Consider the following 13002-nt stretch of genomic DNA (forward strand, 5'->3'; position numbering starts at 1 on the left):
GTCTTGAGTGCGAAGGGAAGAGGCTTGGCTACGCGTCCCGGTGACTGGGGGGCCCTCGGCCTCGACGGCGACCCGACCCCGGGCGACGCCACCGCCATCACCACCATCGCCGACGCGATGCGCGACCTCGCCACGCACGCGGGCACCATCAACCACGGCCTCAAGGCCCTCCAGCAGACCGCCGGCGACGGCCAGCGCTTCATCGGCAAGACCGCCGACCAGCTGCGCGACATGGTCGACGACCACCTGCACAACTTCGTCGGCCACGTCGAGGACTCCTTCAACCAGGCCGAGACGGCACTGCGCAAGTACGCCACCGCCGTCACCGACGCGCAGGCCGACGCCGACGCGGCGCTGACCGCCGCCCAGGGGCTGGACAAGGACGACCCGCACCTGCAGACGCACAAGGACCGGGCCGACGACGCGCAGTCCACCCTCAGCTCCGCGGCGAGCACCCTGGACAAGGCGCTGACGTCGGCCGGGTCGCTGATGGTCCAGCCGGTCAGCGACTGCGACCTGTTCTGGGAAGCCTTCCAGTGGCTGACCATCATCCTCTCGGTCATCGCCATCTTCACCGGCGGCGTGCTCGCGATCCTCGCCTGGGGCATGAACGCGGTCCTGCTGATCAAGACCATCGTCGACTTCAGCCAGGGCAAGGCCAGCGGCCTGGAGCTCGGCCTCGCCTTCCTCGGCGTGCTCTTCCCCACCACCAAGGCCCTGCCGGTCGGCTCCATCCTCAAGGGCCTGGGCGGCGTCCTCAAGGGCGGCGTCGAAGGCATCGCGGGCGCCGGGAAGAACATCATCAAGGAGATCGGCCACTTCTCCTCGCTGCACAACATGCCGAAGGTCGTGGTGGCGCCGATCGTGCTCGGCATCCACGCGGCCCCCGCCTTCAACGTCGTCAACGGTGTGAAGGGCCTCGGAAACCTCGCCAAGGGCGGCTGGGAGTCGCTGGCGGGCACCGCCGTCAAGGACTGGGCGACGGTCACCAAGAACGTCGACGGCAACTGGAACAAGCTCGGCGCCTACGCGAAGGTCACCTTCGACCGGCTCGGCCGGGCGGGCATCGCCACCGTCGTGCCCCTGGACTTCACCGAGATGGGCGTGCTGGGCTTCGGCGGCGCCGCGCGGCTCGCCTTCGGCGAGCGGGTGCTGGGCATCCCGCAGCCGGATCTGCAGAAGCTGCTGGCCAACGCGGGCCGTACGGACGCGGCGCTGGCCAAGGGCATCCACACCGGTGACTTCGGCGCGCTGGCGCCGTTCCGGCCCGTCGGCGGGAACGGCGCGCACTTCGCCCCCGGCAGCTTCGTGGACCTGTCGGCCCTGCACTTCGTGCCCGGCGGCTTCCACGGCACCTCCTTCCCCGGGGTGCACATCCCCTCCGTGTCGCCGGGCGGGCTCACCACGTTCCCGGGCGCGCTCGTCCCGAACAACATCGGCGGGCTCCACCTGGACGGGCTGAGCGCGTTCCGGCCCGGCGGCCTGGGGACGTTCAACGTCAACGGTGTCGGCAACCTGATGCCCAACGGCATCGGCTCGTTCGGCCACGGCGGCCTGAACCTCAACATTCCCGGCAACCTGGGCGGCCTGGGGACCAAGGGCCTGGGGAACGTCACGCACGTCGGCGTGAACATGCCGCACGGCATCACCGTGCCCAACGGCTCCTTCGGGCACACCGGCGCGCACTTCGACCAGCCCGCGCTGGTGACCATCCCCGACACCCCGGGCATGACCACGCACGCCAACGGGCTGACCGTCCCGGACGTCCACGGCGCCGGAGCCACCCAGCTCATCCAGCAGACGGACTTCGCCGCCGGGCACGTCCGCATGGACAGCAACCTGCTGCTGTCCGGCAACACCGCCATCGACCTGCTCAAGGACGCCCACGGGTCGTCGGGCGTGCTCGGGCACGTGCCGGAGAACACCACCGTCCACGTCCCGGAGACCGCGTCGTTCGACGGCGGCTTCGCCCACGGCATCGGCGACGGCCACTCCATGGCCCGCGGCGCGATCGGCCACGGCGAGGCCCTGGAGGACATGACCTTCCCCGAACTCCAGGCGCTGGCCTCCGGCGACGTCGCGGTGACCGCCTTCCACGGGGACGGCATCAGCTTCCGCATCGGCGACGCGGCGCCGCGCACGATCACCGCCGACCACCTGGCGGCCACGGCGCCCGGCACTCCGCACGCGACGGGCGGGACCGGCGTGACCGGCGGGACAGGTGTGACCGGCGGCGCGGAAACGATCCGGCCGACCGGCGTGGGCGCACACGGCGAGGCCCCCGGCCTCCAGGGCGCCGTGCCCCCGCCCCGTACCCTCGCCAAGGCCCCCGCCGATATCCCGGCGACGGTCGGCGCGGGCGGCGCGTACGACCCCCTGCGGATGAAGACCCCGGACTTCAAGGCCGACACGGCACCCGGAGCCGGAGCCGAAGCCGGAACGGCCGGGACGGCCGGAACCAAGGCGGCCCCCCGCCCCGTAGTCAACGAACACGACATGGCGATGAGCCTGCTGGACACCGGAGACCGCAAGCCGGTCCCGTCCGCCGGCCACAGCGCCACCTCAAGCAACCCCTCCGGGGTGTCCGCCCTCCCGGACCTGGACGGCGCGGGAGCCCGCGGTGCCACCGGCCCGGCGGACAACAGCATCCTCGACCTGATCGCCCACCCCGGCGGCCCGGCGAAGGCGGAAGACGAGGCAGCCGTCGGCATCCCGGCCGCCGTGAAGGCCACCGACAGCGCACCCGCCCCGACGCCCGCACCCGCGCCGAAGACCGGGACGCCCGGCCCCGCGCCCGGGGCGAAGGACCCCGGCGCCGTCACCGCGCCCCCCGGCAACCGCTTCGGCGGCCTCTCCGGCGCCGCGGCCATGAACCAGCGCCTGCGCGCCCGCCACGACCTGATCCTCGGCGGCTCGGTCGGCCCGGAGGCCGGGGCGAAGCTCAACGCGTGGGCCGGGTACGAGCACGCGCTGTCGCAGCTCGGCAAGACCGAGCGCCAGGTGGACGAACTGACGCCGCCGCCCGGCGCGGCCGCGGGCGAGCCCTCGCCCGCCATGACGGAGGCCCTGGACGACCTGGGTGTCCGGCGCGCCGAGGTCGCCAAGGCCGAGACCAAGCTGGACGAACTGGGCATCGACGGACCGCGTACCCGTCGGCAGATCCAGGCCCTCACCGGGGGCATGTTCGGCGAACACGGCCTCGGCGGCGGCCCGAAGCCGCACCCGCAGCCCGAGCCGCAGGCGGTTCCGGTCGTCGACAAGGGCAAGGGGAAGGCCGGCTTCGCGGAGTCCGAGCCCGTCCCGTACGCCGACAAGGGCAAGGGCAAGGCCGATTTCGCGGACCTCGGACCCGTCCCGGAGACGCACATCCCGCGGCCTTCGGCACAGGACCGGCTCGGCCACACCCCCGGTTCCGGGATCGGCGACCGGGCCGCGGCCCGGCACGAGATCGTCACCGGTGGTGCGAGCGGCCCGGAGGCCGATCTGCGGCTCGGTGCCTGGGAGCGGTACGAGCAGACCTCGGCGGACCTGGCCCGTGCGCAGGGCACGGCGGACCGGCTGGTGCCCGGGGCGGGCCACCCCGGCCCGTCCAAGCCGTCCGCGGCGGCCGTCGACGCGCTCGACGATCTGAACGTCAAGCGTGCCGGGTTCCACGATGCCGAGGCCCGCCTCGGCGAACTGGACATGGACCCCAGCGCCATCCGGCAGCAGATCGACGACGCCAACAACGCCATCGCCATCGATCGCGCGCAGCGTGGCGAGTACGTCGGCCCGCTCGGCGGCGCCCCGGCCCCACACGGCGGCGATCCGCTGCCGGTCGGGCCGCACGACTGGTCCCCGGACCCGCGGACGCCGCACGCCCTGTGGCCCGAGCCGGGCACCCACGGCGCGGGCCGCACCATGGTCAACCAGTCCTTCCGCGACCTGCCGTTCGCGGGCCACCAGCCGCTCACGCCGGGCGACTACCTGAGCTGGATGCGGGCGAGCACGGGGGAGGGCCGGCCGCTGTCCTACGTGGTCAACACCATCGTCTCGCACGGCGACATCGCGACCCCGGGCCGGCTCCAGGACTTCCTGAACTCGATCACCCGCGGCCTGGACGGCTACGACGGCCGCCTCGGCGTGGTGATCGGCGTCAACGGCAAGCTGGAGGACCTCGCCGCCATCCACCGCGCGATGGACGACGCCCTCGGCTCGGCGCACTTCGACCACCCGCTGGCGATGGTGGCCACCACCTTCTACGGCGACTCGTTCCCGTACGGCACCATCCGCAACCTCACCATGACCAGCCCGGCGGCCCGGTCGATGGCGCACTCGATGATGCACGGCGGCGGGGCGGGCGGCCCCAGCCACCCGTACTGGGCGTTCATGGACTTCGACGTGTACGAGCACACCGTGCCCAGCGGCCGGCACGTCTTCGCCCACTTCGACCGGGAGCTGAACCTCGGGCCGGGCGGCGCCGTGGACGACTGGATCAAGAAGCTCCCCGACGACACGGGGGCCGCGGCGAAGGGGTCCGGCGACTCCGTGACGGTGCCGGGCGTCCCCGGCGCCCCGCCGCTGCGCCCGCTGGTCATGACCGGCGGCTACCGGGTGCCGGGCAAGACCGGCGAGACCGTGATCGTCGACGGCGTCGCGGTGGACCGCTCGGCCGAGCAGCTGATCAAGGAGACCAAGACCCGCGGCGACACTCCCGACGGCATGGTCTTCACCCAGCAGGACGTGGACAAGTTCGCGTCCGTCGTCGACTCCGACATGCGCATCCGCGCCAAGATGGGCGACATGCACGGGCTGCTGCCGTACGGGCCCGAGCCGAACCTCTTCGTGGACGCCGCCGTCACCATGGTGGACGACGTGCGGCTGGGCCAGGGTGCCTGGCGGCCGGTCCGCTTCGGCGGCGGCTCCGGTGAGTACAAGGGACTGCGGGAGCGGCTCAACTACTTCAACGCCTGGGAACTGGACCAGACCCTGCCGGACGTCCCGGGCAACGCGGTCGCGCGGGAGATCTCCGCCGCCAACTCCGCGCTGCCCGACCGCGGCACCGCGTTCGTCGCCGACTTCGTGAACGGCGCCGTCCCCACCGACCTCTCCCGCCTGATGTCCGGCTACTACAAGCACGGCAAGGCCGGCGGCGTCGGCAACATGCCGCAGGAGCACCTGACCCCGAAGAACGTGGTGGAGCACGTCTTCGCCCGGGACACCTTCGACCTGGACCCGAACCTGTCGCGCGCCAAGGACGGCACGACGATCGGCAAGCTGCGCGACGACCTGCTGAAGGGGAAGTCCCCGCAGCAGGGCTTCCGGGACGACCCGCTGAAGCCCGTCGGCATCGACGGACGGCTCCCCGAGTTCAACGAGCACCCCCGGGCCACCCTCGACCGGCTGGGCGCCGGGCTGGGCGGCGACGGCAACACCCTCGGCCTGAACATCTCCCTCCACGTACCGGGCCGGACGGACGGCCTCGTGGTGGGCATCGTGCCGGCGGACAAGCGGTTCCTCAGCCACGCGCTGGTCGCCTCCACCGAGGAGGCGGCGTACAAGCGGCTGCAGAACTACGTGATCGCCGAGGTGCTGCCCAAGGGCGGCCTGCCCGACGACTCACTGCTGCGTGCCCTCCCGGAGCCGCCGCCGGCCACCGCCGGCGCGAAGGGGGGCCGGATCACGCCCGGCGCCATCCCGGACGCCCCGACGCTGCTGACGCAGGTACAGCGGCAGATGGGCAAGAACGGCTTCGAGGACCTGGTCAACGACACCTACACGCGGGGCCTCGACGGCCGCGCCCTGACCAACGGCCTGGTCACCGGGCGCCTGGGCCCGGACGTCTCGGACCTGGGCCCGGTCGAGCGGATCGTGCTGGACCGCTACGCCAAGGCGTTCAACCGCCCGCTGGAGATCCGCGGTCTGGACGGCTCGGCCCACCGGGTCGACATCGAAGCCCGCAAGCCGGGCCCGCCGCTCTACCTGACCTGGGTCCCGGACCACGGCGGCCCGCACTCCGGGCACTGGGACGTGGGCAATACGGCGCCGCCCCCGCCGCCCGCGCGGCTCGGCTTCGAGCCCGGCTCCGGGATCGGTGAAAGGTCCGCGGTCCGGCACGACATCCTCACCGGCGGCGCGAGCGGGCCGGAGGCCGACCTGCGGCTCGGCGCCTGGGAGCAGTACGAGCGGGCGTCGACCGACCTGGCCCGTGCCCAGGAGAAGGCGGACGGGCTGGTGCCCAAGGCGGGGCAGCCGGGTCCGTCCAAGCCGTCCGCCGCGGCCGTCGGCGCGCTCGACGACCTGGGCGTCAAGCGCGCCGAGTTCACCAAGGCGGAGACCCGCCTCGACGAGCTGGGCATGGACCCGAACGCCATCCAGCGGCAGATCGACGACGCCAACCACGTGATAGCCGTCGACCGCGCGCAGCGTGGCGAGTACGTCGGCCCGCTGGGCGGCGGGCCGAACCGGCACACCAACCTGACCCAGGCGTTCGACGACCTGGACGTGGCCGGCGGCCCGTCCGCGCACCACGTCGACGACCTGGAGATGGCGGAGGCACCCGCCCCGCCCGGCGCGACGGGACCGTACGGCGACCTGGGCCACGGCGGCCCGCCGACCGCCGGGCCGCTGCCGCGCGACCTGGAATGGCAGCAGGACGTGCCGAACCTCGGCAACCAGGTCAAGCGCGGCGACGTCACCGTCAACGGCGCCTTCCAGCGGCTGCCCGGATTCGGCGGGCACCCGCTGACACCGGACCAGTACACGAACTGGATCCACGCCAGCCTCGACCGGCAGAACCCGATGGCGTACGTGGTGAACACCGTCGTCCGGCACAGCGACATCGCCGGGGAAGCGGGACGCCAACGGCTGCGGGACTTCCTCACGGCGATCACCACCGACCCGCGCGGCGAGTACCGGGGCAAGTTCGCGGTGGTGATCGGGGTGAACGGCCGTACGGACCAGATGGCGGCGGTCAACGCCGCGGTCCGCGACGCGCTCGACGGACTGGACGACGTGCCCTACCCGGTGGCCGCGGTCGGCATCGGCTGGACCGGCAAGGACTTCCCCTTCGGCACCATCCGCAACGTCACCATGACCAGCCCGCCGAGCCGGTACCTGGCGCGCTCGATGATGTACGACCCGCACCAGCCCGCGCACCCGTACTTCTCCTTCATGGACTTCGACACCTACCAGCGGCTCGTGCCCGGCGGCGACCACGTCTTCCAGCACTTCGTCAAGGAGTTCGAGATGGGCGGCGGCGGCATCCCGCCGCTGCGCCCGCTGTCCATGTCCGGCGGCTACCGCCTGCCCGAGGGGCACGTGCCGGGCGCCGACACCACCCAGCTCATCGAGGACACCAACAGCCGCCTGGCCGAGGACCACGCCAAGGCCGTGGCAGCCGCCGCCAAGGCGGGCGGCAAGGGCAAGGGCAAGGAAGCCGGACCGCTGCACACGGTCTCCGAGACCGACCTGCCCGCCTTCGACACCGCCGTCCGCGCCGACATGCGGGCCCGCACCCGCCTGGCCGGTATCCACCCGCAGCTGCCCTACTCGCCCGAACCCAACCTCTTCACCGACGCCGCCGCGACCCTGCTGGACCGGGTGGGCCCCGGCTGGCAGCCCATCAGGTTCAGCCCCGGCACCAGCGAGTTCAACGGCCTGGCCGAGACGCTGAACTCCTTCAACGCCTGGGAGCTCAACCGCACCCTGCCGGTACTGGACCGCTCGGCCTTCCCCGGCGACTCCCTCGTCCACCGGCTCACCGACCGCGAGATCGAGGCCGTCGCCCAGCGCCCCTACGACCGGGTGTACGGCGCCGACATCGAGACGCCGACAGCAGGGCAGATCGACGCCGTACGGGAGCGGCTGGCCGCCCGGGGGCCGGGCGGCGGCGAGCCGCTGAGCACGTCCGAGATCGACGCGGTCAGCCGGCTGCTCACCTCCGGGGAGCTGAACGCCATCGCGACCCGGCAGGCGGAGCGGCTGATCGCCGCGCACACCTACACGCTGCCGGACCGCGGTGTGCCCTTCGTGACCGACTTCGAGGGCGCGGCCACCCCCACCGACCTGTCCCGGATGATGGAGGGCATGTTCGGGGACCGGCCCGCGCTGCCGCAGGACCACAACGACGTCCGGCAGGCGATGGGCCGGATGTTCGGCCGCGACTCGTTCCTGGACGTCGACCCCCAGACGTCCAGGAAGGTCAAGAGCGGCCTGCACTGGGCCGACCGCAGGGACGACCACCTGCTGAAGAACTCCGCCACCGGACTCTCCCGGGACCCGCTGGCACCCGTCGACCCCGGACACGGCACGGCCCACTCGCCACGGGACGTCGTGAACGGACTCGACGGCCTGGGAACCGACCGCAACACCTTCGGGTTCAACGTTTCCGCACCCGTCCCGGGCGACGCGGGCCTCTCACTGCGGGCGGGCCTGCCGCTGAACGACAAGGCGTTCGCGAGCCTGGCGGCGGCGACGCACCCCGAGGCGGCCGGATTCCTGCGCAACCTGCATCTCGTCGTCGCCGGGTACCCGCCGGTGCACGCGCCGCCCCGGTCCCTGTTCCACGCCCTGGAGAACGCCGCCGACAGCGGCGGCGGGCCGGGACACACCCCCGGCGGCCTGCTCGACACCGTGGAGCAGTACCTCAGGAGCAAGCCGAAGGGCAGCAAGGACCCCGTCATCAAGCTGGTGCTGGCCGAGGCGGACCGGGCCGGGACGAGCGCCCGCGACCTGTTCGCCGCGGTGGCGAGCGGACGGCTCGACCCGCACGGCTCGTTCGCCGCCGGTACGCCGGGCCAGCTCTCGGTGCAGCTCTACGCCCAGGCACTGGGCGCCCGCGTCCGCATCATCGACGGCGACGGCACGGTGGTGCACGAGGCCGTACCGGGTACGACGGGCGCGCGGACCCGCCCCCGCCCCGGCCTCGACTTCCGCTGGGAACCCGACCCCGACGGCGGCCGGCACTGGACCGTACGGGAGTCTGACGACATGGAGGAGTCGGCCGACCAGCCGGCCAAGCGTCCCCGCAAGGGCAAGGGACGCGCCGGAAGACCTCCCCGGCCGGACGACGAGGACACGACCATGGGCGACGCATGACCACCGCAGAACACCCGGACACCGGGACGGTCCACACAGTCGCCGCCGGGCACCCGGCGGCGCACGCCACCCTGGGCGCCGCGCTGCACGCGGCCGCGCCCGGCGACGAGATCCGCATCGCGCCCGGCACCTACGAGGAGGCTCTGCGCATCGACCGTGACGTCGTCCTGCGCGCGGACGGCGGCACCGTCACCCTCGCGGCCCCCGGCGGCGGCGCGCCCGCGCTGGAAGTGCTGCCCGGCGCCCGGCTGACGCTCGACGGGCTGACCGTACGCGGCGGCGCCGCCGACCGGCCCGCCGTCCTGCTGTCCGGCGGCGTCACCCACTGGCACGGCGGCGGCACCGACCGCGGACGCCTGGAGGTACTGCGCGAGGCCGCGCTCACCATGACCGGCGCGCGCCTGACCGGCGCGGCCCTGGCTGGGGCGCTGATCCGCACCATCGGCGCGGTCCGCCTCACCGACTGCACCCTCGAAGGTGCCCAGGGCACCGGCGTGGTGGTGGGCGGCGACTCCCGGCTGGAACTGACCGGCACCCGCATCAAGGGCGCCACCGGCTCCGGAGTACGAGTCCGCGAGAACGCCCGCATCGTGCTGCGCGACTGCCTCATCGACGGCGCGGGCCGCAGCGGTCTGCTCTTCGAGGACCGGTCGGCGGCACTGCTCGTGGACTGCCGGATACGGGACTGCGGCGGCGAGGCAGTACGGGTACTGGACTCCTCGCCGGTGCCGCCGGACAGCGACCCCTACGAGGCGGCGGGATCGGAAACACCGGCGCAGGCCGACGGCGGACTCCTGCTGTACGGCTGCGAACTGGCGGGCGCGGGCGCGGACGCCCTGCACGTCGCCGGGTCCGGCGACGCCGTGCTCGACGGCTGCGTCCTGCGCGACGGCGACGGCTCCGGAGCCACCGCGGGGGAGCGGGCCCGCGTACGGCTGGCCGACACCAGGATCGTACGGACCACCGCCGCCGCGCTGACGGCACACGGAACGGCCCGGCTGGAGGCGCGCGGCACGACCGTACGCGGCTCGGCCGCCAACGGCGTGCTGGCCACCGGCTCCGCCACCGTCCTGCTGACCGACGGCGAGGTGAGCGACTGCCGGTACAGCGCCGTGCACGCGGGCGGCGAAGCCGCGCTGACGCTGACCCGGCTGCGTGCCGGAACCACCCCCGAACACGGACTGCACGCCGTCGCCGACAGCCGCCTCACCCTCACCGAGGTGCACCTCACCGACTGCGGCATGTCCGGCCTCGACCTGTCCGGCACGGCGGCCGCCGAAGCCGCCCACCTGTCCGTCGTGCGCTGCCGCAACGGCGTCGTCGCCGGCTCCGGCGGCACCGTGCGCCTGACCGGGTGCACGGTCACCGACGCCGAACGCGCCGGCCTCACCTTCGGCGGCGGCGAAGCGGAACTGACCGGCGGCCGCATCCTGCGCGCCGGCACCGCCGGGCTGGTCTTCCAGGGCGGCGCCACCGTACGGGCCACGGACGTGGAGATCACCGAAGCGGCCGGGTCCGGCATGGTGGTGGCGGCGGGCGCCGCGCCCGACGTCCGGGCCGTACGGATCCACCGCCCCGGCAAGAACGGCCTGATCGTCGACGCCAAGGGCGCCGGCTCCTTCGAGGACTGCGAGATCACCGGGCCCGGCTTCCCCGCCGTCCACCTGGGCGAGGCGGCCGCCCCCGTACTGAGCCGGATCCGCGTCCAGGACGCCGACGCCGACCTGAGCACCGAGGACGGCGCCGAACCGCAGGTCCGCGACTGCGTCTCCTGGCGGGTCGAGGACGCCCGGTGGCCCGCGCCCTTCGCGCCCGTCCCGGCCACCGCCGCAGCCGCCGCGAGCGGCGCGCAGTCCGTCGGCGCGCCGTCCGGCGACGGCACCACGACGACGGTCCCGCCCACCGAGGCCGACCTCGACGACCTCCTCGGCGAGCTGCACGAACTGATCGGCCTGGACCGCGTCAAGCAGGACGTCGCCTCGCTCGTCAAGCTGATGCGCATGGTGCAGCGCCGCGAGGCGGCCGGGCTGGCCGCGCCGCCGCTCAGCCGCCACCTGGTCTTCGCGGGCAACCCCGGTACCGGCAAGACCACGGTCGCCCGCCTCTACGGGCGCATCCTGGCCGCCGTCGGACTGCTGGAGAAGGGCCACCTCGTCGAGGCGGACCGCTCCGCGCTCGTCGGCGAGTACGTCGGCCACACCGGCCCGAAGACCCAGCGGGTCTTCATGGAGGCGATGGGCGGCGTGCTGTTCATCGACGAGGCGTACTCGCTGGCACCCGCCCACGCCACGGGCGGCAACGACTTCGCGCAGGAGGCCATCGCCACCCTCGTGAAGCTGATGGAGGACCACCGCGACGCGGTCGTGGTCATCGTCGCCGGATACCCGGTGGAGATGGAGCACTTCATCGACTCCAACCCCGGCCTCGCCTCCCGCTTCAACCGCACGCTGCTGTTCGAGGACTACGGCACCGAGGACCTGGTGCAGATCGTGGAACAGCACGCGGCGGCCCACCAGTACGAACTGACCGACGCGGCACGCGACACCCTCGTCGGCTACTTCGACCACGTCCCGCGCGACGGCCGGTTCGGCAACGGGCGCTCCGCCCGCCAGACGTTCCAGGCGATGACCGAACGGCAGGCGTACCGCGTCGCGGAGAACGACTCGCCGTCCGAGGCGGACCTGCGGACGCTGTCGCAACTGGACGTACCGGAACTGGACGTCCCGGCGGAGCTGCCCGGCACCGGCGTACCGCAGCCGCAGTCGCAGCTTCAACCGCAGTCGCAACCGCCGTCGCAGTCGTATCCGTCCGGTCCCGGCGGGCCCGTCCAGCGGGCCTGACCGGCGCCCCGCCGGGCCCGGCCCGTCACCCCCGACCACCCCCAGGAGGAACCCCCGTTGTCCCATCCGAACGAGAGCGCCGGACCGGACCGCTCCGGCGCACCCGACCCGTCCCGGTCCGGTTTCGCGGAGACCTTCGCCAAGGGCGCGCGGACGCCGAAGCGCGGCCTGGCTCCCGGCCGCCGGGTGTGGAAGACGGCGCTGGGCCTGCCCGTCCTGGCCGGTGTCGGCATCGGCGCGGTGGCGCTCGCCACCCTCGGCGCCTCCCAGGTGCGCTTCGACGACGGCAAGGAACAGGCCGTCGCCGCCCAGCAGCCGCAGCTGACCAAGACCGGCTCGCCCCTGCCGTCGGCCAAGCCCGGCAAGGCACCGGGCGAGGCGCCGGGCGCCAAGAAGCCCGGCGACGCGGCCACGCCGGGAGGCGGGGAGAAATCGCCCTCCGGCACGCCCACGGCGCCCAAGAAGAGCCCGAAGCCCGAGATCAAGAAGCCCGCCCCGCCGCGCGAGGCCAAGGTGACGTACGAAGGCATCGCCGGTCCGGGCTGCCCGACGCCCCCGCGCGGCGGCTACCACCAGGCCGGCGTCCACGGCGAGGTCGGCGTCGGCTGGTACGGCCTCTCCGGCGGCAGCACCCGCGACGGCGGCTGCAGTGGCCAGTTCACGTCCGTACCGATGTCCGGCGACCCGAAGAAGGACACCGACAACAACGTCATGTGGTGGTGGGAGCCGGGCCCGCAGTCCCGCAGCTGCCAGGTGTCGGTCTACGTCCCCTCGGGCCCCAGCGAGCGTGACGTCCAGGGCAGCCCGACGCACTACCAGGTGCTGAGCGACCCCTTCAACGGAGGGACCAAGGTCGGGGACTTCGCCGTCGACCAGGTCGCGCACCGGGGCAGCTGGCAGTCGGCCGGCACCTTCCCGGTCCGCCAGAACAAGATCGGCGTGAAGCTGATGGACCGCGGCGACAACCACGCGCCGGGCCGGGACCGTGCCCACCACGGGGCCGGGGCCGTGAAGGTCACCTGCCACGACTGATGTCCGGTGACGGGCCCGGGGTGGGCCCGTCACCAGACCGTGCGCTGCTACG

At 73.6% G+C, this 13002-nt stretch carries 3 protein-coding genes; all 3 read left to right on the forward strand.

Features of this window, described 5'->3' with window-relative positions; genetic code table 11:
* Positions 1-24: 24 nt before the first annotated feature.
* Genes A6A06_RS17330 through A6A06_RS17340 form a run of 3 tightly spaced genes read left to right on the forward strand, consistent with a single transcriptional unit; the run spans position 25 to position 12950 of the window.
* The gene (locus tag A6A06_RS17330) at positions 25-9078 is read left to right on the forward strand and encodes a putative T7SS-secreted protein (RefSeq protein ID WP_073762046.1); all 9054 of its coding nucleotides are present in this window, start codon (positions 25-27) and stop codon (positions 9076-9078) included.
* A complete protein-coding gene (locus A6A06_RS17335; RefSeq protein ID WP_073762047.1) occupies positions 9075-11918 on the forward strand; it encodes a right-handed parallel beta-helix repeat-containing protein in 2844 nt (947 codons plus the stop codon). The genes A6A06_RS17330 and A6A06_RS17335 overlap by 4 nt, the downstream gene beginning before the upstream one ends.
* 57 nt (positions 11919-11975) lie before the next feature.
* Entirely contained in the window at positions 11976-12950 is a 975-nt protein-coding gene (locus tag A6A06_RS17340) for a hypothetical protein (RefSeq protein WP_073762048.1), read from the forward strand.
* Positions 12951-13002: the final 52 nt, after the last annotated feature.

Origin of the sequence: Streptomyces sp. CB02923, from assembly GCF_001905005.1 — a bacterium.
Classification (GTDB): Bacteria; Actinomycetota; Actinomycetes; order Streptomycetales; family Streptomycetaceae; genus Streptomyces.